Annotated in this window: 20 protein-coding genes; 10 read left to right on the top strand and 10 right to left on the bottom strand. The window is 69.5% G+C overall.

Annotated elements, in window-relative coordinates:
• Positions 1-10 precede the first annotated feature (10 nt).
• Complete coding sequence (locus tag G406_RS51665; protein ID WP_051343076.1) at positions 11-1,021, bottom strand: LacI family DNA-binding transcriptional regulator; 1,011 nt, start codon at positions 1,019-1,021, stop codon at positions 11-13.
• A gap of 95 nt (positions 1,022-1,116) precedes the next feature.
• Between G406_RS51665 and G406_RS0134015 the strand changes: the two genes are divergently transcribed.
• The 4 genes from G406_RS0134015 to G406_RS51660 all read left to right on the top strand — a co-directional run bounded on the left by G406_RS0134015 (position 1,117) and on the right by G406_RS51660 (position 6,648).
• The gene (locus tag G406_RS0134015) at positions 1,117-2,520 is read left to right on the top strand and encodes a purine-cytosine permease family protein (RefSeq protein ID WP_037080151.1); all 1,404 of its coding nucleotides are present in this window, start codon (positions 1,117-1,119) and stop codon (positions 2,518-2,520) included.
• On the top strand, positions 2,513-4,285 hold the full coding sequence (locus G406_RS0134010) for an adenine deaminase C-terminal domain-containing protein (RefSeq protein ID WP_037080148.1): 1,773 nt from the start codon (positions 2,513-2,515) through the stop codon (positions 4,283-4,285). Before G406_RS0134015 ends, G406_RS0134010 begins: the two co-directional genes overlap by 8 nt.
• A 1-nt stretch (position 4,286) precedes the next feature.
• Positions 4,287-5,300 (top strand): adenosine deaminase, encoded by a 1,014-nt coding sequence (gene add, locus G406_RS0134005; RefSeq protein WP_028937265.1) that lies wholly within the window; start codon positions 4,287-4,289, stop codon positions 5,298-5,300.
• A gap of 106 nt (positions 5,301-5,406) precedes the next feature.
• Positions 5,407-6,648 carry an FUSC family protein gene (locus G406_RS51660; RefSeq protein WP_245607319.1) on the top strand — a complete coding sequence of 414 codons (1,242 nt, stop codon included), beginning with the start codon at positions 5,407-5,409 and terminating at the stop codon, positions 6,646-6,648.
• Positions 6,649-6,698: 50 nt separating this feature from the next.
• Here G406_RS51660 and G406_RS0133995 read toward each other — a convergent pair whose 3' ends face one another.
• The 5 genes from G406_RS0133995 to G406_RS0133975 all read right to left on the bottom strand — a co-directional run bounded on the left by G406_RS0133995 (position 6,699) and on the right by G406_RS0133975 (position 13,551).
• Positions 6,699-7,829: an acyl-CoA dehydrogenase family protein gene (locus G406_RS0133995; protein WP_051343074.1), complete on the bottom strand. Its 1,131-nt coding sequence runs from the start codon at positions 7,827-7,829 to the stop codon at positions 6,699-6,701.
• 7 nt (positions 7,830-7,836) lie between these two features.
• Positions 7,837-9,492, bottom strand: a complete 1,656-nt coding sequence (locus G406_RS0133990; RefSeq protein ID WP_245607318.1) for an AMP-binding protein — start codon at positions 9,490-9,492, stop codon at positions 7,837-7,839.
• Between the two features lie 21 nt (positions 9,493-9,513).
• On the bottom strand, positions 9,514-10,854 hold the full coding sequence (locus G406_RS0133985; protein ID WP_211241360.1) for an MFS transporter: 1,341 nt from the start codon (positions 10,852-10,854) through the stop codon (positions 9,514-9,516).
• 90 nt (positions 10,855-10,944) lie between these two features.
• The gene (locus G406_RS57465; RefSeq protein ID WP_211241359.1) at positions 10,945-11,277 is read right to left on the bottom strand and encodes a DUF4333 domain-containing protein; all 333 of its coding nucleotides are present in this window, start codon (positions 11,275-11,277) and stop codon (positions 10,945-10,947) included.
• Positions 11,278-11,538: 261 nt separating this feature from the next.
• Positions 11,539-13,551: an SDR family oxidoreductase gene (locus G406_RS0133975; protein ID WP_037080365.1), complete on the bottom strand. Its 2,013-nt coding sequence runs from the start codon at positions 13,549-13,551 to the stop codon at positions 11,539-11,541.
• Positions 13,552-13,716: 165 nt separating this feature from the next.
• Here G406_RS0133975 and G406_RS0133970 point away from each other — a divergent pair, with 165 nt between their 5' ends.
• Complete coding sequence (locus G406_RS0133970; RefSeq protein ID WP_037080142.1) at positions 13,717-14,895, top strand: YncE family protein; 1,179 nt, start codon at positions 13,717-13,719, stop codon at positions 14,893-14,895.
• 3 nt (positions 14,896-14,898) lie between these two features.
• On the opposite strand, the gene G406_RS0133965 is transcribed toward G406_RS0133970, so the two are convergent.
• The 3 genes from G406_RS0133965 to G406_RS51655 form a co-directional block, all read right to left on the bottom strand.
• The gene (locus G406_RS0133965; protein WP_028937258.1) at positions 14,899-15,390 is read right to left on the bottom strand and encodes a GtrA family protein; all 492 of its coding nucleotides are present in this window, start codon (positions 15,388-15,390) and stop codon (positions 14,899-14,901) included.
• Between the two features lie 84 nt (positions 15,391-15,474).
• Entirely contained in the window at positions 15,475-16,233 is a 759-nt protein-coding gene (locus tag G406_RS0133960; protein ID WP_028937257.1) for a siderophore-interacting protein, read from the bottom strand.
• A gap of 4 nt (positions 16,234-16,237) precedes the next feature.
• A complete protein-coding gene (locus G406_RS51655) occupies positions 16,238-16,861 on the bottom strand; it encodes a TetR/AcrR family transcriptional regulator (protein ID WP_037080140.1) in 624 nt (207 codons plus the stop codon).
• A 356-nt stretch (positions 16,862-17,217) separates the two neighbouring features.
• On the opposite strand from G406_RS51655, the gene G406_RS51650 reads away from it, so the two are divergent.
• The 3 genes from G406_RS51650 to G406_RS0133940 are packed head-to-tail and all read left to right on the top strand — an operon-like array spanning position 17,218 to position 19,809.
• Positions 17,218-17,934, top strand: a complete 717-nt coding sequence (locus G406_RS51650) for an indole-3-glycerol-phosphate synthase (protein WP_169736847.1) — start codon at positions 17,218-17,220, stop codon at positions 17,932-17,934.
• A gap of 17 nt (positions 17,935-17,951) precedes the next feature.
• Positions 17,952-18,710 (top strand): tryptophan synthase subunit alpha, encoded by a 759-nt coding sequence (locus tag G406_RS0133945; RefSeq protein ID WP_156935307.1) that lies wholly within the window; start codon positions 17,952-17,954, stop codon positions 18,708-18,710.
• 37 nt (positions 18,711-18,747) lie between these two features.
• Positions 18,748-19,809 (top strand): PHP domain-containing protein, encoded by a 1,062-nt coding sequence (locus tag G406_RS0133940; RefSeq protein ID WP_037080134.1) that lies wholly within the window; start codon positions 18,748-18,750, stop codon positions 19,807-19,809.
• A 2-nt stretch (positions 19,810-19,811) separates the two neighbouring features.
• On the opposite strand, the gene G406_RS51645 is transcribed toward G406_RS0133940, so the two are convergent.
• The gene (locus tag G406_RS51645) at positions 19,812-20,201 is read right to left on the bottom strand and encodes a hypothetical protein (RefSeq protein WP_156935306.1); all 390 of its coding nucleotides are present in this window, start codon (positions 20,199-20,201) and stop codon (positions 19,812-19,814) included.
• A gap of 83 nt (positions 20,202-20,284) precedes the next feature.
• Here G406_RS51645 and G406_RS0133930 point away from each other — a divergent pair, with 83 nt between their 5' ends.
• Together G406_RS0133930 and G406_RS0133925 are read left to right on the top strand one after the other, a co-directional pair.
• Positions 20,285-20,863: a TetR/AcrR family transcriptional regulator gene (locus tag G406_RS0133930; protein ID WP_028937254.1), complete on the top strand. Its 579-nt coding sequence runs from the start codon at positions 20,285-20,287 to the stop codon at positions 20,861-20,863.
• A gap of 65 nt (positions 20,864-20,928) precedes the next feature.
• Positions 20,929-22,125 carry a Cmx/CmrA family chloramphenicol efflux MFS transporter gene (locus G406_RS0133925; RefSeq protein ID WP_169736846.1) on the top strand — a complete coding sequence of 399 codons (1,197 nt, stop codon included), beginning with the start codon at positions 20,929-20,931 and terminating at the stop codon, positions 22,123-22,125.
• The last annotated feature ends 42 nt before the right edge of the window (positions 22,126-22,167 follow it).

Raw genomic sequence — 22,167 nt, 5'->3', positions numbered from 1 at the left:
TTCAACGTCCCTAAAGCCACGTTCGTGCCACGAGGGCGCAGTCGATCAGGCGGCCCGTTTGGCGGGGCGGCTGGGATTCGATCTCGTTCAGCAGGAGGGTGATCGCTCTCGTTGCGAACTCCGTCGGGTTCGTGGTGAGTGTGGTGACCTGCATCTGATCGTCCGGCTCCGCGGGCTCCTCGGCGAAGCAGCCGAGTGCGATGTCGCGGGGCGCGTGCAGGCCCGCCGCTCGCGCCTGTGACTGGAGCAGCGGCAGATGCTGGTCCTCGATGCCGAACACCGCGTCCGGAGGGCACGGTGACGTCAGCAGCGCGCGGATCGCCCCGGCGGCTTCCGTGTCGTTCGTGCTGACCCGCACGGCGGTGGGGCGGGTGTTGTTGCGTGCGCACCACCGCGAGTACGCCTCGATGCACCCGTGGCTGTAGCCGTCATCACCGATCGACGCGACCAGCGCGGGGTTGCGCGCACCCTGGGACACCAGGTGGTCGCACATCAACGTGACCGCCCGGTCGTGGTCGATGTCCACCCACAGATGGTCGTCTGGCGCCGAGTTCGCCCGGTCGGCGATCACCGGGACCCCGCGCCGCCGGAACCGGGCGACGACCTCGTCGTCGCGCAGCGGATCCACCACGAACACCCCGTCGAAAGGGACGGCGAGCAGCTGGTCGAGGCCACCACCGGTCGGGAGCACCACCATCGCGTAGGAGCGCTGGACCGCGGCGGACACCGCGGCGTCGATGATGTGTGAGTAGTACGGGAACTGGGTGAACTGCCACGGGGTGAACCCGAACTTGGTGACGACCAGCCCCAGCAGCCTGGACCGCCCGCCGCGCAGGCCCTGCGCGTACACGCTCGGCCGGTAGCCGAGCGCGTCGGCGGCCTCCCGCACCCGTTGCCGGGTCGCCTCGCTGATGCGGCCCTTGCCGTTCAACGTGTCCGACACGGTTGTGATCGAGACACCGGCGGCGGTCGCCACCTCGCGGATGCCGGCGCGTCGCCGTGCGTTGCCCTGCCGTGACACGCCCGAATCATGGCACGGGGAGCAGTTTGTGAAGAAACGTTTCTTCACCTAGCGTCCAGCACCGGGGTGAGCCAGCACACTCTCAGGGGGCGCACATGTCACAGCCGGACCGCGGTGAGGTGCGGGTCGAGCGGCGAGGGATCGAGCTCGTCCCGTCGGCCGCCCGGTACGGCAGGCCGAGGGACCTGCTGTTCCTGTGGGCCGGCACGACCACGACGGTGTTCACCGTGGTCTACGGCGCGACCGTCGTCGCACTCGGCTTGTCGCTGGTCCAGGCGGTCATGGTGATCGTCATCGGCAACCTGCTGGCCTACCCGCTGCTCGGGCTCACCAGCGTGCAGGGGCCGACGACCGGCACCACGACGCTGACGATCTCGCGCGCGGCGCTGGGACCGAGGGGCGGGCGGGTGCTCGGTGTGTTCGCCTGGGTCACGCTCGTCGGTTTCGAGGCCGGCGGTCTCGTGCTGATCGTGTTCGCCGTGCTCGCGCTGCTGACCCGGGCCGGAGCCCCGACCGGCACCACGACGTCGGTGCTGGTGATCCTGGTGATGGCCGGCATCCAGCTGCTGCTGCCGTTGTTCGGGCACGCGCTCATGATGCGGGCGCAGAAGTACTTCACGGTGATCTTCGCGGTGCTCTTCGCGGTGATGGCGGCCCTGGTACTGCCGCAGGTGGACCTTGCCGCGGGCACCGGGCACGCCTCGCTGGCGACCTGCACCGTCGCGGTCGCGCTGGTGATGTCCGGCGGTGGGCTGTCCTGGGCGCCCGCCGGCGCGAACTTCTCCCGCTACCTGCCGGGTGACACCTCGGCGGTGCGTGTCGCATGCAGCGCGGCACTCGGCGGGTTCGTCCCGTACGTGCTGCTGATGGTCCTGGGTGCCGCGACCGCGTCGATCACCCTCGACGTCGCCGACCCCATCTCCGGGCTGCCCCGCGTGCTGCCCGGCTGGTTCGTCGTGCCGTACCTGGTGCTGGCCGCGGTGTCGCTGCTGGTCCAGAACAGCACCAACCTGTATTCCTCGGGCCTCAACCTGCAGGCCGCCGGTGTCCGGGTGTCCCGGGTCGGCATGGTCTTCGTCGACACCGCGCTGTGTGTGGTGATCACCTACCTCGCGGTGGTCGGTCAGTCCTTCTACACGATGCTCAACGCCTTCCTGGGGCTGCTGGTGATCTGGCTGGCGCCCTGGGTGGCCGTCTACCTGACCGACTGGTGGCTGCGCCGGGGCCGCTACGACCTCGACTCGCTCGCCGACCCCGAGGGCGGGCGCTACCGGGGCGCCGCTGGGTTCGGCGTCCCCGGGCTGGTCGCCCAAGCAGTGGGGATGGTCGCCGCCGCGCTGTGGGTCAGCTCGTCCACCTACGTCGGTCCGCTCGCGCACCTGACCGGTGACGCGGACCTGAGCATTCCCGCCGGGCTGGTCACCTCGGCGTTCCTCTACTGGTCGTTGTCCCGCCGCACACCTGACGTCCCACCGATCGGAAGGCCGGCCCGTGCCTGAACCGCACCTGCTCAACGTCGCCTACAACCGCAAGCCCGCCGACACGCTGATCACCGGCGCCCGGCTGGTGAACGTGCTGACCGGCGAGACCTACCAGGCAGGGGTCGCGTTGGCGGGCGACCGCATCGCCGCGGTCGGGGATGTGGCGGACCGGCGCGGCCCCGACACGCGGGTCATCGACGCGGACGGCCTGTTCCTCACCCCGGGGCTGATCGACGGGCACGTGCATATCGAGTGCAGCAAGCTGTCGGTCACGATGTTCGCCGGCCTGGTGTCCCGCTACGGAACCACCAGCGCGGTCTCCGGCCTGGATCAGATCCTCGTCGTCGCGGGGCTCGACGGAGTGCGGGAGTTCCTTGCCGAGGCGGACCGGAGCACGCTGCGCATCTTCTGGGGCGCGCCGGCCAAGGCTCCCTACACCGTGCCCGAGTCGACCGTCGGCCACCGGTTCGGACCGGCCGAGCACGCCGAGGCGCAGAACTGGCCGGAGTGCACCGGTTTGTGGGAGACCGTGCAGGAGTTCATCGAGCACGGCGACCCGGAGGTGCTCGAAGCCATCCGGATGGCGTTCCGCAACCGGCTGCCGGTGTTCGGCTGCGCCCCGATGGCCGACGACCGCCGGATCGCGGGTCTCGCGGCGGCGGGTGTCCGGCTGGATCACGAGTCGTACTCGGCGGAGGAGGCGCTGACGAAGCTCCGCAACGGGATCCACGTGATCATCCGCGAGTCGACGGCGGCGCCGTTCCTCAACGAGAACATCCAGATCCTGACCAGGGACGGCGCCGCGCCGGGGCGGGTCGCGTTCTGCACCGACGACGTCACCGCGACCGACCTGCTCGGCAGGGGGCACCTCGACCACCTGGTGCGCATGGCGATCGAGGCGGGTGTCGACCCGGTCACCGCGATCCAGATGGCCACCATCAACTGCGCGAGCATGTACGGGATCGACCACCAGGTCGGTGCGGTCGCGCCCGGCCGGTTCGCCGACATGCTGCTGGTCGAGGACCTGTCCGACTTCCGGGCCACGGTCGTCATCGCCGGTGGTGAGGTGGTGGCCCGCGATGGTGAGCTGCTCACCGAGCCGGTCGCGCCGGAGCGTTCGGCGAGGCTGCGCGACACGATCGTGCTGCGCGAGATCGCTCCTGACGACCTGGCCCCGGTCGTCACGACCGACCGCGCCGAGGTGCCGGTGCTGGCGATGTCGCTCAGCGCGGACGTGGCGTTCGTTCGCGGCCGCAAGGACGCGGTCCTGCCGGTCGTGGACGGTCGGATCGTCGCGGACACCGTCCAGGACGTCCTGTACGTGGCGGTTGCCGAGCGGTACGGCAAGACCGACCATCTGCCGGTCGCGTTCGTACACGGCTTCGGCCTGGCCAACGGAGCGATCGCCACCTCGGCGGCCCCCGACGACAACAACATCGTGTGCGTCGGCGCGGACCCCGGCGACATGGCGGTGGCGATCAACGCGATCACCGGTGCCGGTGGGGGCCAGGTCGTGGTCCGCGACGGTCACGTCGTCGACATGCTGCCGCTGCCGATCGGTGGCATCGTGGCCGACCTGCCGCCCGAGGAGATGTCGCGGCGTGAGCAGGAGCTGGACGAGCACGCCCGCGAGCTGGGCAGCGGCCTGCCGTCGCCGTTCGGGCAGCTGATCTTCCTGTCGATCACCGCGATCCCGGAGTACGCGATCACCGACCTCGGCCTGATCGACTGTGTCGAGCTCAAGCCCATCAACCCTGTTCTCGACGCCGAGGAGGCCTCCTGAGATGGCGGAGCTGGACGAGTTCATCTCCCGGCTGCCCAAGTGCGAGCTGCACGTGCACATCGAGGGCACCCTCGAACCCGAGCTGAAGTTCGCGCTCGCGGAACGCAACGGGATGAGGCTGCCCGAGTCGTCGGTGGAGGAGATGCGGGCGAGCTACACGTTCGACAGCCTGCCCACCTTCCTCACCAGGTACTACGACGGCATGCGCGTCCTGCGGACCGAGCCGGACTTCTACGACCTGGCATGGGCGTACTTCGAGAAGGCCGCGGCGCAGCGGGTCCGGCACGCGGAGATCTTCTTCGACCCGCAGGCCCACACCTCGCGCGGTGTCTCGTTCCACGTGGTCGTGCGCGGCCTGCGGCGGGCCGCGTTGGACGCCGAACGGCGGCTCGGGGTCAGCTCCGCGCTGATCATGTGTTTCCTGCGGGACTTCCAGGCGGAGTACGCCATGGCGACGCTGCTCGAATCGCTCCCGTACCAGCAGTGGATCATCGGCGTCGGTCTCGACTCGGACGAGCACGGCAACCCGCCGAGCAAGTTCGCCGAGGTGTTCGCACGGGCCCGGCAGGAGGGCTATCTGCTCACCATGCACTGCGACGTCGACCAGCAGGGTTCGGTCGAACACATCGGGCAGTGCCTGCACGACATCCAGGTCAACCGGATCGACCACGGAACCAACGTGCTCGAATCGCCCGAGCTGGTGGCCGAGCTGGTTCGCCGTGGCATCGGGCTCACCTGCTGTCCCATCTCGAACACCTGGGTGAGTGGGGACAGCAAGGCCGGGTCGATCAAGTCGTTGATGGACCAGGGAGTGTCGGTCACGATCAACTCCGACGACCCCGCCTACTTCGGTGGGTACGTCGAGGAGAACCTGGTCCTGGTGGCACGGGAGGCCGGACTGAGTCGCGCCGACCTGGCGACGCTGCAGCGCAACGCGATCGATATCTCCTGGGCGCCCCCGGTCGTGAAACGCAACTTCCGCCAGGAGCTGGAAGCGGTGTCACAGCCGGGCTGACGGGTGGTGTCACCGGCCACGTTCTTGCTCGATCCAGAAATGTTCGGGAACGCCAGGGCGATGTACTGCGGTGACCAACCAGGACAACAGTGTGAGGAGTCCGTTCGTGCGACCCACACCGGACGCCGTACGCCGGGCCTGGGCCGCGTGTTTTCGTCGTGGCCGCACCCCGGGCCTGCGTACCGCGAAGACAACTCTCGCCGCCGTGCTCTCCTTCGTGTGCGCGGACCTGCTGCACACCAGCGCCCAGCCGATTCTCGCGCCGCTGACGGCGTTGCTCGTCGTGCAGCTGACCCTGTACAAGACGCTCACCAGCGGATTGGATCGCGTCGCGGCGGTGGTCTCCGGCGTGCTGGTCGCCGTCGGTGTGGCGAAGCTGACCGGGCTCACCTGGTGGAGCCTCGGTGCGGTCGTCGGGATCTCGTTGATCATCGGGAGGTTGCTGCGCCTCGGCTCGAACCTGCTGGAGGTGCCGATCAGCGCGATGCTGGTCCTGGCGGCGGCGAGCACCAGCATCGGGTTCACTCCGGGATCGCCGGACCTGGACGCCACCGCGACCGGGCGGGTCGTCGAGACACTGATCGGTGCCGCCGTCGGCATCCTGGTCAACGTGGTCATCGCGCCACCGCTGTACATCCAGCCAGCCGACGACGCGATCGGTGAGCTCGTCGGCAGGCTCAGCGGCTTCTCCCGTGAGCTGGCCTCCGCGCTGCGCGGCGAGTGGAACCGGGCGGCCGCCGACCGCTTCCTCGACGGTGCGCGCAAGCTCGGTGACGAGGTCGTCCGTGCTGACCTGCACCTGGGGCGGACCGAGGAGAGTGCCCGGCTCAACCCCAGGGGACGGGCGGCCCGCGAGGCGCAGCCACGGTTGCGGACCGCGCTGGCCGGTCTCGAACACAGCTACGTATCGCTGCGCAATCTGTGCCGCGCGGTGCTCGACCGCACCTACTTCGTCGCCGAGGACGACATCGACGGTGCCTACAGCGCCGCAACCCGGGATGCGCTGGCCGAGGTGCTGGACGCGTTCGCGGACACGATGGACATGGTCGACCCGATCGCCACCGCGGAGCCGTCGGCCGACCAGTCGAGGGCACACATGGAGACCCGGTTCGCGGAGCTGCGCCGTAAGCGTGACCGGCTCGCCGGGCTGCTCGTCGTCGACCCGAGAGTGGACGCGGCGGCCTGGGGCCAGCACGGGGGCCTGCTGGCCGCCGTCGACCGGCTGCGTGTCGAGGTCGAGGCAGCGGTGCGCCCCACGGACGGACCGTGGCAGCCGGAGCCGGTGTCCGCACGGCCGCGCGCGGCGGTGCGGCGGCTGATGCGCCGCACCCCGCCCATCCGCCGCTGAGATACCCGTGAGTGGCGAGTGGTCCTCTAGGACCACTCGCCACTCACGGGTCAGGGGGCGCCGAACGCGGTGAGCTGGGCTGTGCGGATGCTGTCGGTCTGCGCCTGGATGAGATGGAACGAGGCCTCCCGGGCCCAGCGCTGCTCCGGGCTCGACAGGAGCATGGCGCTGCCCGCTCGTGCCGCGATGAGCGCCTGGGTCGCTCGGACGGTCAGCTCGGCCAGCTCGCCGCGCAGCCGTCCGCGTTCGTTCAGCCGCTCGGCCGGGGGAACCTCGAGGATCAGCTGGTAGGCGCGGGCACGCAGTCTCGCGGCCGGGGCCGCCAGCTTCCGGGCGAGAGCGCGGGCCTCCGGCCTTTCCCGCAGGTCACCGATCCGTTCCAGCTCGACCAGCGCCCGGCGGAGCAACCCGAGCGACGCCGGACGGGTGTTCGCCGTGTGCCACAGGTCGGTCTCCAGCCACCTGGCGAGCGGCGCGACGAGCAGGACGTCCTCGGGCTCGATGATCAGTTCGTCCAGTTCGAGCGCGACGGTGCGGGTGCCGCCCATGACGGCCAGCGGCAGCGCCGCCGAGGCGCGGAGGCCGCGTTGTGCCGCCGCCGGTCGCAGCGCCAGGACGAGTTCACCGCTCTCGGTGACCGCGGCGATCATGACCAGGTCGACGAGGCCCCAGCCGGTGCACCAGTCCGCACGGCCGCTGAACCGGAAACCCCGTCCGTCCCGCTCGGCACGGATGGTGGGCCGGCCGGGTCTGCGGATGTGCGCGATGGCGATACCGGCCCGGGTTCGACCGGTGCTCAGCTCGTCGCGGTACCGGGCGCACGCGGCGCCGTAGGCGAAGGCCGGGTCGGCGACGGACGTTCTGGCCAGAGCGGACGGCAGCTCGTGCTGCGTCGTGACGAACCACGTCGCCGCGCAGGCGGCGGCCAGCAGCTCGACCACCTCGGCAGCGACGCGGGCGTCCGCGCCGTGCCCGCCCAGGTCGGCCGGAACCGTGACGGAGTACAGCCCGGCTTCGGCGAGGAGCGCGAGATGGGCCCGATCGACGCCGCGCCGTGGATCGTCCGCCGCCGAGGCATGCGGTTCGAGCAGCTCGGCACCGATCCGGGTCGCCGCCCGGACGGCGGGATGGCCGGCGACGTCCGGGGGAGCGGCGAACAGCTCCTCGACGGGCGAACGCACTCCGGGGTCAGGACTCGTCGGGCTTCGGCAGCTCGCGGGCCAGTACCTTGCCGGTGGGGTTGCGGGGCAGCTCGTCGAGGAACACGACGTCACGGGGCACGGAGAACCGGGACAACCGGTCCTTGACCAGCGCACGGACCCCGTCCGCGTCCAGCTTCGCGCCGTCCGCCAGCACCACGTAGGCGGCCAGCCGCTGGCCGAACTTCTCGTCGTCGACGCCGATGACGGCGGCCTCACGGACCTCGGACTGCTCGGCGAGCAGGTCCTCCACCGGCCCCGGGTAGACGTTCTCGCCACCCGAGACGATCATCGAGTCGCCGCGCCCGCTGAGGAACAGCCGACCGTTCTCGTCGAGCCTGCCGAGGTCGCCGGTCGTCATCAGACCTTCGTGCATCTCGACCTCGGCGCCCTCACGCGTGTAGCCCTCGAACATCATGCCGTTGCCGACGAAGACCCGGCCGACCTCGCCCTCGGGCACCGGGTTGCCGTCGTCGTCCAGGATCTCCAGCTTGGTGCCCCACGGCGCCTTGCCCGCCGTGCGCGGGTCGGCTCGCAGGTCGGTCGGGTCGGCGATGCTGACCCAGGACACCTCGGTGGACCCGTACAGGTTGTAGAGCACGTCGCCGAACTGGTCCATGAACTCGGTGGCCAGGTTGCCCGGCAGCGCGGACCCGCTGGCGGCGACGACCCGCAGGCGCACGTCGTAGCGCTCGATCTCCGCCTTCGGCAGCTCCAGGATCCGCGACAGCATCACCGGAACGGCGATGACCGTCCCGCAGCGGTGTTCCGCGATCGAGCGCAGCGCGTCGGCGGGGTCGAACTTGCGGCGCAGCACGGCGGGCGCGCCGAGCATCATCGCCAGCTGCATGGCCGCGAAGCCCCAGGTGTGGAACAGCGGCGGGGCCACGAACATCGGCTCGCCCGCCTGGAACGGGATGCGCGACAGGATCGCGCCGGCGGGTGCCCAGCTCTTCGGGCTGGGCCGGGTCGCGCCCTTCGGGGTGCCGGTGGTGCCCGAGGTGAGGACGATCAGCTTGCCCTGCGGCGGGCGCAGCGGAAGCACGGCGTCCCCGCCGTGGGTGATCAGCTCGTCGAGGCTGTCACGGGTGGGCTTCTCGGTCCACGCGGTGATCAACCGGCAGGTCGAGGGCAGCTTGTCGAGGCTGTCGCTGAACTCCTCGTCCGCGACCAGCACGGTGGAGCCCTGCTCGCGCAGCACCTCACCGATGGTGCTCGCGGACAGCGACGTGTTGAGCAGCGCGACGTCGGCACCCAGCCGCGCCGCGGCGACCGCGACCTCGACCGGGCCACGGTGGTTGCGGCACAGCACCGCGATCGAGGTGTCCTCGTCGACGCCCCGGTCGGCGAGCGCGCGGGCCAGCCGCTCGCTGCGCTCGTTCACCTCGGCGAACGTGAGCACGCCCCGGTCGTCGATCAGCGCCGGCCGGTCGGGGTGCCGCGAGGCGCCCGCCGCGTAACCGGTCGCCATGCTGATGCCCCAGCGCAGGTAGCCCTCGGCGATGCCGAGCGCCCGGTCCGGCCGCATCGGGGCCACGACGCCCGCCTTGGCGAGCAGCCCCAGCCCCCAGGTCAGCTCTACTGCCTGCTGTACCGCGTTGCCGATGTCGCCCGGCGTGATCATGCCCTTCACGAACACGAGCATGCCGGACTCACCGGCCTGTGGCTACCGGGAGGTAACAGCGTCCTCCGCATCGTCCATGTCGTGCTGGTAGGTCTCGCTCAGCGCCAGCGTGCAGCCGACCGCGATCACCGAGACCAGGATGATGTACAGCGAGATCGGCACGTTGCTGCCGAACTCGGTGAACAGCCAGGACGCGATCACCGACGACACCGCGCCGCCGAACAACGCGCCCAGCTGGTAGCCCATCGAGGCGCCGCTGTAGCGCAGCCGGGCGGTGAACATCTCGGCGAAGAACGCGGCGATCGGCCCGTACATCATGCTGAGCGTCAGCTGGCCGCCGAGCAGGCCGAGCGTGAGCCCCCAGCCGGTGCCGGTGTCGATGAACCAGAACAGCGGGAACGCCCAGAGCCCGGTGCCGACCGCGCCTGCCAGGTACATCGTGCGGCGGCCGACGCGATCCGACATCGCGGCGAAACCGGCCAGCGCCGGGATCTGGATCAGCGACACGATCGCGATGACCATCAGCACCGTGGTCTTGGGCATGTGCAGGATGCGGACGGCGTAGTCCTGGCTGAACGTGATGTAGATGTAGAACGTCGTGTTGACCACGGTGAACGCGCCACCGGCCAGCAGGATGCGGCTCCACGAGGTGCGCAGGACCTCGATGACCGGCGACTTGCTGACGATTCCCTCGGCCTTGCGCTGCGCGGCGAGCTTCTGCAGATGCAGGAACGCGGGTGTCTCCTCGAGCTTGTTGTGCGCGTACACGGCGACCGCGACCAGTACGACGCTGGCGACGAACGGAATGCGCCAGCCGTAGCTCTGGAACGCCTCCGCACTCATCCCGAGGCTGAGGAAGAAGTAGGCGACCGTACCCATCAGCACGCCGATGGGTACACCGATCTGCGGCACGCTGCCGTACAGACCACGCTTGCCAGGCGGCGCGAACTCGGTTGCCAGCAGCACGGCGCCGCCCCATTGCCCACCAACCGCGAGGCCCTGGACGAAGCGCAGCACGGTGAGCAGGATCGGCGCGGCGACACCGATCGCGGCGTAGGTCGGCATGAGTCCGATCAGCACGCTGCCCGCCGCCATGGTGAGCAGAGCGGCCAGGAACGCCTTCTTCCGGCCGACCCGGTCGCCGAAGTGTCCCCAGATGACGCCGCCGACCGGACGTGCCACGAAGCCGACGCCGAACGTGGCGAAGGACAGCAGCACACCCACGGCAGGGTCGGCGTTCGGGAAGAATAGCTTCGGGAACACCAACGCGGCGGCGGTGCCGTACAGGAAGAAGTCGAACCACTCGACGCTCGCGCCGACGAGGCTGAGTGTGGCGACCTTGCGGATCGACCGTTCGTCCAACTGGGGTTCGCTACTGCTCACTCGCGCCTCCGTAAGCAATGCTGTGATGTGACTCAGCAATGTAGCGGACATCACACGCATTCGTACACTCATCTGAGTGATCAGTGCAGCTCAGGGCATCGCGTGCTCATCCACCGCGAACACGAAGTGGCTGTACGTACCCTGCACCTGGTCCACCGTGACGGTGACACCCAGGTTCTGGCCGCCGTCGGTGAGCGTGCACCGGACGTGCGCGCCCAGCTTCACCGGCAAGTTCTCCGGGCAGCTGACCCGCTCCGGCGCTCGGCCGATCTTGGCGGCCAGCTGCGCGGAGATCTGCTGGGCCACGATGTCCTTGTCCACCGACGGGCCGGTATCGGCCCAGACCCTGACGGAGCAGGCACCGGTGCTCAGTATCAACCCGACGGCCAGCCCGGTCGCCACCAGCGTGCGCATGATTCCCATGTCGTCCTCCTCGAGGGTGTGTCTCTCGAACAGGACGACCGCGCCCGCGGCGAATCGGTTGGGTGCGAGTGCTGAGGATGAGATCGTGGCCCCGGCGAAGCGGCCACAGCTCACCCAGTCCGAGGGTCTCTCGGGCCACTGTGCACACGTTCGTGCTGTGTCGCACATGTCCGGACATGTGCGACACAGCACGAACGTGCGCACACTGGAGCGTGGGGACTTCGCACGCGTCCCCAGCTCTGTGCGCCCCGGATGCGGCGGCTACCAGTGGATGCCGGGCAGGACCCTTGCCATGGCTCGCGCGCCCCGGGACAGGGTGCTCATCTCGGTGCTGGCGCTCGCGTCGTCGCCCCGCGCCGCCGCCGAGTCGGGGAACACCCGGAACGCGACGTGCAGCAGGGCGTCGGTCAGGCGGGGCGCCACGGTGTAGGCGAGTGAGCCGGCCGTGCCGAGCGGAGTGCCGATGTGCTTGGGACGGCGGTGCAACGCGTCCATCACCATGTCGGCCGCCTCCTCCGGCGACTTCGTCGGGAAGGCGCGGTAGATGTTCGTCGGCGCGATCATGGCGGTGCGCACCAGCGGCATGTGAATCGTGGTGAAGGTGATCCCGTCGCCGTAGGTCTCGCTCGCCACCACCCTGGCGAACGCGTCCAGCGCCGCCTTCGAACCGAGGTACGCGGAGAACCGGGGCGGGTTCGTCTGCACCCCGATCGAGGAGATGTTGACGATGTGCCCGAAGCGCCGCCGCGACATCTGCGGCAGCAGCGCCAGGGTCAGCCGCACCGCGCCGAAGTAGTTGATCGCCATGGTGCGCTCGTAGTCGTGGAACCGGTCGTAGCTCAGCCGGACCGAGCGGCGGATCGACCGGCCCGCGTTGTTGACCAGCATGTCGACCTGGCCGTGGTCGGCCATCGCGTCGCCGACGAGCTTGTCGACCGAGTCGGCGTCGGTGATGTCGCACGAGTAGACACTCGCCCGGCCGCCCGCCTCCTCGATCTCGGCGCGGACCTTCTCCAGTTCCTCGCCGCGCCGGGCGACGAGCAGCGGGATGCCGCCCTCGGCCGCGACCCGCAGCGCGGTCTCCCTGCCGATCCCGGAGGACGCGCCGGTGATCATCACGGTGCGGCCGTCGAGTTGCCCCTTCGGACCGTGGCGGCGCGCGCGGTTGGGGTCGAGATGGTCGCGCCAGTAGTGGTAGAGCTCCGGGGCGTAGTCGGCGAACTCCGGGCAGCTGATGCCGGTGCCGGCCAGCGCCGCTCTGGTCTGCGAGTCGTCGAACACCGTGCGGAAGCCCATGTGCGGCAGAACCTCGGGCGGGATGCCGATCTCGGTCAGTACCGCGTCGCGCAGCTCCAGTACCTCGGGCACCTTGCCGATGACGTCACCGAACAGACCGGCCAGTGCGCGTGCCGGCGCCGCGACCGCGTCCGGGATGGCCTGCGTCAGCCGAGGCGCGCCGGCCGACGCGGCGAGCGCGTTGTACACCCCGACCAGCGGCTGTGGGTGCGGCGAGACCAGGTGGAACGCACGGCCGTCGAGCCCGTCGCGGTGCATCAGCTCGGCCATCGCGTCGGCCACGTAGTCGACCGGGACGATCGTCGTCGCACCGAGGTCGGGCACCGGGATCGGCACCGACCGGACCAGCGGCGCCGCGGGTCCGACCGCTTTCGCCATCGCCTCGATCGAGGGCAGCAGGTAGTACGGGCCGTCGACCTTGTCCATCTCGCCGGTGCGTGAGTCGCCGACCACGATCGCCGGTCGGTAGACCCGCCACGGCACGGCCGTCTGCGCGCGCACCTGCGCCTCTGCGGCGAACTTCGTCGAGTGGTACGGCGAGCCGAGGTGCTGGTCGACGTCGAAGTCCGACTCGGTGAACCGGCCCCGGTAGTCACCGGCCACCGCGACCGAGGACACGTGGTGCAGCACTCCCGCGCCGATGCGTTCCGCGAGCTCGATGACCCGCCGGGTGCCGTCGACGTTCGCCGCCCGGTTGGCGGCGTCGCTCGCGGTCATGTCGTAGACCGCCGCCAGGTGTACGACGTGGTCGACCCCGGCCAGCGCCTCGAGGTCAGAGTCGGACAACCCGAGACCGTCGACCGTGAGATCGCCCTTGAGCGCGTGGAGCCGCTCGTGACCGGGCAGGTCGGAGGTGCGGGCACTCAGCCGTCCGGGAGTACGGACCAGGCAGGTGATCTCCGCGTCGGCTCGGGTCAGCAGGCGGGCAAGCAGGTGCCGGCCGAGGAACCCGGTACCGCCGGTGACCAGGTAGCGCATGGTCTTCACTCCGTTACGGTGTTATGGCTGCGAACGAGGCACCCAGTGTGCCATGAAGATCGCAACGCTCACCCCATCGAGGTGCGCGAGGCGGTGTGGCTATTCCCGTGCGGACTCTCAAGAACCTGACGCTACGCTCCGCCCGTGTTACACAGGTTTTGCACAGTGTCGGCGCTCGCGCTGGCACTCGCACTCGGTGGTTGCGCGACGGCCGAGCACCAGCTCCCGCCCCCCACCTCGGCTCCCGCTCCACCACCGCCGGCCACCAGCACGCCCGCCGGTGCGCCCGTCGACGTCCATTCCCCGCCGCTGCCCGGCATGCCGCCGGTGAGCGACCCGCACAACGTGTACTCCGACGCCGGCGCGAACATGCTCAACGACGTGACCAAGGCCGCGAAGCCGTTGGTCTACGTGCCGCACACGAAGTCGGGCGACGTGTGGGTGATCGACCCGGTGACGTTCGCGGTGGTCGGCAAGTACCCGGCCGGTATCGAGGTGCAGCACGTCGTGCCCTCGCACGACATGCGCATGCTGTACGCGACCGACGACCTCGGCAACACCGTCACCCCGTTCGACCCGAACACCGGCAAACCGGACAAGCGCATCCCGGTGATCGACCCGTACAACATGTACTACACACCGGACGGCTCGGCCGCGATCGTCGTCGCCGAAGCCCGCAAGCGGCTGATCTGGTACAACCCGAAGACCTGGAAGCAGGAATCGGAGACGCTCACCCCGAACTGCGCGGGCATCGACCACGCCGACTACACGCCCAACGGCCGCATCGGCGTCTTCACCTGCGAGTTCGACGGTCGCGTCGCGGTCGTCGACCTGCAGACCCGCACGCTGCTGCGGACAATCGACATGCCGAAACGCAACCGCCACATGGGCCCGCAGGACATCAAGCTGGCCCCGGACGGCTCGGTGTTCTACATCGCCGACTCCGACCAGAACGGGCTGTGGGTGCTCGACGGCGCGGCGACCAAGGTCATCAAGGAGATCCCGACGGGGCCGGGCGCCCACGGGCTGTACCTGGACCGTGAGGCCAAACGGCTGTTCGTGACCAACCGGCACGAGGGCACGGTCAGCGTCCTCGACGCCTACACCGGCGCCCCGATGACCAAGTGGAAGATCCCGGGCCACGCCAGCCCGGACATGGGCGGGCTGAGTGCCGACGGCAAGCAGCTGTGGCTGTCCGGTCGTTACAACGACGCCGTCTACGTGCTGTCCACCGACGACGGTCACCTGATCAAACAGATTCCGGTGGGCAAGGGCCCGCACGGCCTGTGCGTCTGGCCGCAGACCGGCCGCTACTCGCTCGGCCACACCGGGATCACGCGGTAGCCGTCAGCGGGTTCGGGGGCGCCCCGCGCGGGTGGCGAACACCCAGCCGCGCAGCAACGAGAAGCGCGCCATGGTGGACATGGTGTTCGCGGCCAGCAGGATCACCAGCTCGGAGCTCTGGCTGGCATCCGGCGCGACGATGTCCAGCAGTCCGAGCGCACAGCTGGTGAGCCCGAGGCTGAGCACGAACACCAGCAGCCCCTGCAGGTGATGCCGGCCCAGGTCACGGCGGTTGTGGATGCCGAACGTGAAGTACCGGTTCGCCGCGACGTTGAGCACCGAGCTCAGCGCGGACGCCACGAGGTTCGCGCTCAACGGGCCGAGCATGTCGCGCAGCAGCAGGTACATGCCGAGCTGCAGTGCCGTGCTGAGCATGCCGATGACGGCATAGCTGCCCAGCTGCTCGAGCAGACGTCGGTTCACCGGGCGCCGGACCGGACGAGGCGCGGTCAGCGGCCGGGACAGCGGCACGGGCAGGGGCAGTGGCGTGGACATGGCTCCACTATGCGCGGGCCGACTGTCGGATCGGTAAGCCGAAGCTGTGAGGCTGCTGTGGAGTCAGGGAAAGTTGGGACTGGCTCAGCGGGCTCGCCAATATCCGGTTGCGTAGATCATCCTGCGGGGTAGCGAATGGTTGTCCAACAGGTGCGCGCGGATGTCCCGCACCGCGGCGGCCTCGGCGGACAACCAGGCCTGACAGTTCGGGGGCAGTTGCGCGGACGTCAGCGCCTCGGTCAGGCGCGAGCCGGCGGGCGCGTCACCCCGGTGCAGCCAGTGGACGGTGGTGGACGCGGTGACCGGCAGCGGCTGTTCCTCGTCGGCGTCCGCGACCTCGATCCACACCTCGACGGGGCCGGTGAACTCGGCGAGGGCGTCCAGCACGGTGGTGATCGCCGGTAGCGCGGACTCGTCGCCGATCACCAGGTGCGCCTCGGCCGCCGGGTCCGGCTGGTAGCGCCCGCCCGGCTCGGAGATGCCGACCCAGTCGCCCGGCTCGGCGCGGGCGGCCCACGTCGCGGCGGGGCCCTGCGCGGTGTGCAGCACGAAGTCGACGTCCAGCTCGCCGGCGGCGGCGTCGAACCGGCGGACGGTGTAGCTGCGGATCACCGGGCGCGGCTCGCCGGGTGGCCACACCGGGCCGCCGGAGGACGTCCTCGGCATCGCCGGCCGGTCCTGCCCCTCCACCGGGAAGAACAGCTTGATGCGCTGGTCGGGTCCGAAGGCCGGGTAGCCGGACAGCTCGGCGCCGCCGAGGGTGATGCGCGCCATCTTGGGGGTGATCCGCTCGGTGCGCAGAACCCGCAGCGTGCGGTGCGTGGTCGATCCGGTGCCAGCCATCCCGTTATTGTTGCGCGCCCCGCTCGCGCCACTTACCGCCCATGCCGGTCCAGATCATGTCCATCAGGTACTCGGTGGCGTCGGCCGCGCTCACGTCGCCGCGCCGGTTGCGCCACAGGGCGAGCCGCTCACTCGCGCCCACGATGATGTGCGCGTAGCTCTCCAGCCTGCGCGGATCGGCGTCCGGTGCCTGCAGCCGGATCATGCCGACGATCAGGTCGATGTGCTGGTTGCGGATCGAGTCGACCGCCTCGCCCGCCGTGCCTACCGGGTTCATCGCGCCCTCGTAGAGCAGCGTCCAGGCATACGCCCGTGCGTCGAGGAAGTCGAAGAACGCGCGGAACCCCCGACGGACCATGTCCTCCGGCTCGGACGCGCCCGCGACCGCCTTGGTCGTCTCGGTCAGCAGTTCCTGGCGGGTCCGGGCGACACTGGCGAGTAGCAGCCCCTCCTTGGAGCCGAAGTGGTCGTAGAGCACCGGCTTGGTGACCCCGACCCGTTCCGCGACGGCGTCCATCGAGGCCGCCTGGTAGCCGCGCTCGGTGAACACCGCCGTCGCCGCGTCCAGGATCTGCCGCTCCCGCTCCGTGCGCCCGACCCGGCGCCGCGTCGGCTTCTTGACGTCCACTCACACAGCCTATCGGAGATTAGTTACTCTGAGTAACTTACTGAAGGTAGGTTCGACTCGGCGTCGCCTGGATGCCGGAGCGCCGCCTCGAACGGCGGGTGCGCCGAGCTGGGTCAGATCGGGTGCAGGTGGTAGCGGAACGCAGTCGAACGATGCTCCATTCGGATGCTGATGCACACGTAAACAAGATTGAGACTTGCTTTTCCTTGTCGCGCTGTCGAATTCGTCAGTAGCGTGGTGATGACCGTGGAACGGCTCGCGAGAAGCATGGATCGGTGCAATGATCCGCGAGCCACCCGGCCTCCTCCGCGTTATTCGGTAGCAGTCGGTGAGGTCTGGGCTGATTTAGGGGAATCGTGACTATTCGTAGCCTTTATAGGGTGCTGTCCATCGCGAGGCGTAACAGGCGCACTGTGATCATGGTTGATGTGAAAATTAGATCGCCTCGGGATGGTGAACTGATTGCCGATGGTCAACTCGAACCGTATGTAAAGTCCCTGGTAGATGCCGGAGTCGACGCACTGTCGATGCCGACCGATTACACTCATTTCGGTGGCAGTGTGGAATTGGCGCGCCGGGTGCGCGCCTTGTCCCCGGTCCCGTTGATGCGCAAGGAGTTCTTCACCTCGGTCGACCAGATGGACGAGTCGCTCGACGCGGGGTTCGACGCCGTCCAGCTGTCGCTCGGCACGATTCCCGATCCGATCCTGTTCGACACCATGCGTGCGCGGGCCGAGGAGATCGGCCTGGAGGTGGTCGTCGGAGTGCATGGTCCCGAGCAGCTGACCAGGGCGATCGACATCGGGGCCCGGGCGATCGGGCTGAACAACCGGGACATCACGGCGTTGGAGCTCGACCCCGGCACGGTCAGCGCCAGCGAGTCGCTGCTGCCCGTGGTCCCGGAGCACGTGCTCGTCATCTCGGAAAGTGGGATGCTGTCCGGCGTGGATGTGGCGAGAGCGTCGCAGGCGGGCGCGGACGCGGTGTTGATCGGAACGGCCATGGCGAAGAGCGACGATCCGGTGGGGCTGCTCGCCGAGCTGCGCCAGGAAGCCGAGCTGTGTCGGGGGTAGACCGGATCGGTGATCGGATGCGGCGGGCCGCTGCGGCGCGCGAGCGGCTCCTGATGCTCTATCTGACCGCGACGGACCCGCTGACCAGTGGACTCCCCGACCTGGTCCCCATGCTGGCCGAGGCGGGCATGGATGTACTCGAACTGGGCATCCCGACCCCGAACGCCGCGCCGAGGGGTGCGGAGATCGGCAGGTCGTTCGCCCGCTGTGGCCAGGTGGAGCTCGGCCGGGTCTGGCGAGAGCTGGCCGAGCTACGGCGACGATCACCGTCACTCCCGATTGTGTTGCTCATCTATCCGGAAACGATTGCCGATGTCGGCTGGCCGACTCTTCTCGACGAGTCCGTGAGGGCCGGAGTCGACGGGTTGGTGTTGACCGAACCGGATGAGGCGGGGATGGCGCTGGTCCACTCGGCCGGGCTGGACATGATTCCGGTGATTCGCCCGGGACTAGGTGATGAGGCGGCTCGTCGCTGTGAAGATCACGCGACGAATCTGACCTATCGCACACTCGGTTCGAAGACCGGTGAGGAGTTGGATGACACGGCGATCATGCGGCGGGTAGCGGACGTCGAGTCGACGGCGAGTAAGCCCTTTATTGCTGGATTCGGTATCCGCTACGAGAGTGAAGTTCGATTGCTTGCGCCGCATGTTGCGGGTGTGGTGATCGGTAGTGAATTCCTGCGCCTGATCGCAGAGGTTGATCAGGACAAACTTCTGATTCGAGCGGTCGAGCTGGTGCAGAGCTGGAAGGCGGCCACGGTTCTCGGGTCGTGATGCGGCGAGTTCCCGTGCGACCGGGCAGGATGGGCGCATGTCCACCCGGGACCCGGTCGTCGACCTGCGGCGCATCGCCTTCCTACTGGAACGGGCGCACTCGTCCACCTATCGGGTGCGCGCGTTCCGTACCGCCGCCAACATCCTGGCCGAACGCGACGACCTGGAGGCGCTCGCCCGAGGGCGTGGCCTGACCAAGGTGAAGGGTGTCGGCGATACGACCGCGCGTTGTGTGCTGCAGTCGCTGGCCGGTGAGGAGCCCGAGTACCTGCGCGAGCTGGAGGCGCGGGCCTCGGACTCCGAGGGCGGGGCGGGGGAGTCCGGAATTCCGGCGATTCCGAAGCTGACCGGATCGGGGGAGCGGCTGCGGGCGGCACTGCGCGGCGACTGCCATACGCATTCGGACTGGTCGGACGGCGGCTCGCCGATCGAGGAGATGGCGCTCACCGCGCGCGACCTCGGGCACGACTACCTGGTGCTCACCGACCATTCACCCAGGCTGACGGTGGCCAACGGCCTGTCCGTCGACCGTTTGCGCCGGCAGCTGGACGTGGTGGCCGAGCTGAACACCCGCTTGGCCCCGTTCCTCATCCTGACCGGCATCGAGGTCGACATCCTCGACGACGGCGCACTCGACCAGGATGCCGCGCTGCTGGACGAGCTGGACCTGGTGGTCGCGTCGGTGCACTCGAAGCTGCGCATGCCGGCGGCAGAGATGACCGAACGGATGCTGACGGCCGTGGCGAACCCCCGGGTGAACGTGCTGGGCCACTGCACCGGGCGGATGGTGACCGGCAGTCGTAAGCGCCCCGAGTCCACGTTCGACGCGGCCGCCGTCTTCGACGCGTGCGCGGAGTACGACGTGGCGGTGGAGATCAACTCGAGGCCCGAACGCCTGGACCCGCCGAGGCGCCTCCTGCGCCAGGCGGTGGCGGCGGGCTGCCGTTTCTCGGTCGACACCGATGCCCACGCCCCCGGCCAGCTGGACTGGCTGCCCTACGGCTGCGCACGGGCGGCGGACTGCGAGGTCCCCACCGGCCAAGTGATCAACACGCTCTCGGCGGCGGCTCTGACGACCTGGGCCCGCCCGCACTCCTGAGCTCAGTTCGTGGAGGCGGCCCGCAGAGTCCGGGCGTAGCCACAGAGCCGTTCCGGAAGCTGGTCGGACGTCAACGCCCCGGCTCGCAGCCACGAACAGAGCTCGTCGGCGTCCGAGGAGTCCCGGATGGGCCCCACCAACACGGCGGGCCCGGCAGGCTGGCGGGACGCGTGACAGGGCTGCACCAGCGCGACCCGCCCGTCCGACCGGGCGGCGGAGGGCCCGCAGGCCCGGCACAACGTGGCTCCCATGAGGCACCCGGTCAGCACCAGGACGCCATGCGAGCAGCTACGCGTGGTCTCGGACAACGCCGCCTCGACCGGGCCACGCTCGGCGTCCGGATGCCCGGTGCACCCTTCGGCACGACACAACACCACGGTGAAACCATCCATGGACAGCACTCAAACACAAACGATAGTCGTTTTCAATAGTGATATTCAAGAATGATTGGTCTCGATCGAGTACAGTCGACACCATGGCCAGGATCAAGGAGTTCGACCCCGACGAGGTGCTGGGTCGCGCGATGGAGCTGTTCTGGCGCCAGGGGTACGCGACGACCTCGATCACTGATCTCGTCGAGCACCTCGGGATCGCCAAGGCGAGCCTGTACGCGACGTTCGGCGGCAAGCACGACCTCTATCTCGCCGCGCTCGACCGGTACACCGGTCTCCCCGAGAAGAGTCCGGCCGAGCGTCTCGCTCAGCCCGGCCCGGTCCTGCCGGCGATCCAGTCGTTGCTCGACAGCTACGCCGCTCCGCCGCCGGCAGGCACTCCACCGGGCTGTATGGTCGTGAACGCGGCCGTGGAATGCCCGGTCGACGATGTCGCGGTGCGGCGGCGGCTCGACCTGAACTGGACGTCGGTCGAGGTGATGCTGACCTCGGCACTGCTGCGGGCCAGGGCTCAGGGCGAGATTCGGGCCGATGTCGACCCGGCCGCGTTCGCCAGATATCTCCTGGTCCTGATGCAGGGCATGCAGGTGGTCAGCAGCTCCGACCAGGGTGCGCAACGTGCCCGGGATGCCGCCCGGCACGCACTCGCGGCACTCAGCTAGAAGTTCCAGCCCGACCGATCAAGGGGACTACTGTGAGCAGTATCGAGACTGAACGTTCTAAAAAGGTGCGCATACCGCGTGCGGTGTACGTGCTGGGAGCGGCCATCTTCGTCCTCGGTACGACCGAGTTCGTGATCGCGGGACTCCTGCCCGAGGTCGCCGCCGACTTCGCCGTGTCCATCCCGAAGGCCGGACTGCTGATCTCGGCGTTCGCCATCGCCATGGTGGTCGGCGCGCCGCTGCTCACCGTGCTCACGCTCAGCTGGCCGCGCCGAGCCACGCTGCTCGGTGCGCTCGGGCTGTTCGCCGTCGGCCAGGTCGTCGGGGCCCTCGCCGGCGACTACGCGACACTCATGGTCGCCAGGATCGTGACGGCGTCGGCCACCGGCGGCTTCTGGGCCGTCGCCGGGGTCGTCGTGGTCGGCATGGTGGACCCGGCACACCGGGCGCGCGCCCTGTCGCTGCTCATGGGCGGGCTGACCGTGGCGAACGTGCTCGGCGTGCCGCTGGGCACCCTGGTCGGTCAGCAGCTCGGCTGGCGGGCGACGTTCTGGATCATCGGCGCGGCCGCCGTGGTCGCCGCGGTGGCGGTGCGCGCGGTGCTGCCGCCCGGGCGTCGCGACACCACCACGCCGGTCAGTGTCCGTGCCGAGCTGCGGACCTTCGACAACGGCAGGCTGTGGCTGAGCCTGGCCACGATCGCGGTCTTCGAGTCGGCGGTCATGGGCACGTTCAGCTACCTGGCCCCGGTGATCACCGACGTCGCGGGCATGGAAGCGCGCATGGTGCCGGTCGCGCTCACCCTGTACGGGGTGGGCAGTCTGCTGGGCATCCAGATCGGCGGCCGGCTGTCGGACCGGCACCCGTGGGCGACCACGTACACCGCGCTCGGCGCGATCGTCGTGGTGCTGGGTGTGATCACGGTGGCCGGGTCGGTGCCCGCCGTGCTGCTGGCCGCGTCACTCCTGCTGGGTGTCGTGGTGTTCTCCGCCGCGACGCCGCTCAACGCCAGGGTGTTCATGCTGGCCGGACCGGCGCCGACGTTGGCGGGCGCGGCCGGCACGTCGGCGTTCAACGTCGGCAACACACTCGGCCCGTGGCTGGGCGGCCTGGTGATCACCGCGGGCTGGGGGTTCCGCGCGCCCGCCTTCGTCGGCGCGCTACTGGCGGCCGCCGCGCTCGTGCTCGGGCTGGTGTCGAGGGCGCTGGACGCCCGCGTCGTCGCCGCCGAGCGGAAACCGCTGGTCAGCTGCCGTGAGTGAGTTGGGCTGCCCGGGCAGCCCAACTCACTCACGGGGTGTGCC

This window comes from Actinospineispora spinosispora DSM 44797 (assembly GCF_000429025.1).
GTDB classification, from domain to species: domain Bacteria; phylum Actinomycetota; class Actinomycetes; order Mycobacteriales; family Pseudonocardiaceae; genus Pseudonocardia; species Pseudonocardia spinosispora.
Note: the sequence above shows the minus strand (reverse complement) of the source record. Positions and strands in the feature narration are given on the sequence as shown.

Excerpts from the sequence above, each read along its gene's own strand:
- G406_RS0134015 (WP_037080151.1), top strand. The coding sequence starts at position 1,117 with ATGTCACAGCCGGACCGCGGTGAGGTGCGGGTCGAGCGGCGAGGGATC.
- add (WP_028937265.1), top strand. The coding sequence starts at position 4,287 with ATGGCGGAGCTGGACGAGTTCATCTCCCGGCTGCCCAAGTGCGAGCTG.
- G406_RS0133990 (WP_245607318.1), bottom strand. The coding sequence starts at position 9,492 with ATGCTCGTGTTCGTGAAGGGCATGATCACGCCGGGCGACATCGGCAAC.
- G406_RS57465 (WP_211241359.1), bottom strand. The coding sequence starts at position 11,277 with ATGGGAATCATGCGCACGCTGGTGGCGACCGGGCTGGCCGTCGGGTTG.
- G406_RS0133975 (WP_037080365.1), bottom strand. The coding sequence starts at position 13,551 with ATGCGCTACCTGGTCACCGGCGGTACCGGGTTCCTCGGCCGGCACCTG.
- G406_RS0133965 (WP_028937258.1), bottom strand. The coding sequence starts at position 15,390 with ATGTCCACGCCACTGCCCCTGCCCGTGCCGCTGTCCCGGCCGCTGACC.
- G406_RS0133960 (WP_028937257.1), bottom strand. The coding sequence starts at position 16,233 with ATGGCTGGCACCGGATCGACCACGCACCGCACGCTGCGGGTTCTGCGC.
- G406_RS0133945 (WP_156935307.1), top strand. The coding sequence starts at position 17,952 with ATGCGGCGGGCCGCTGCGGCGCGCGAGCGGCTCCTGATGCTCTATCTG.
- G406_RS0133940 (WP_037080134.1), top strand. The coding sequence starts at position 18,748 with ATGTCCACCCGGGACCCGGTCGTCGACCTGCGGCGCATCGCCTTCCTA.
- G406_RS51645 (WP_156935306.1), bottom strand. The coding sequence starts at position 20,201 with ATGGATGGTTTCACCGTGGTGTTGTGTCGTGCCGAAGGGTGCACCGGG.
- G406_RS0133930 (WP_028937254.1), top strand. The coding sequence starts at position 20,285 with ATGGCCAGGATCAAGGAGTTCGACCCCGACGAGGTGCTGGGTCGCGCG.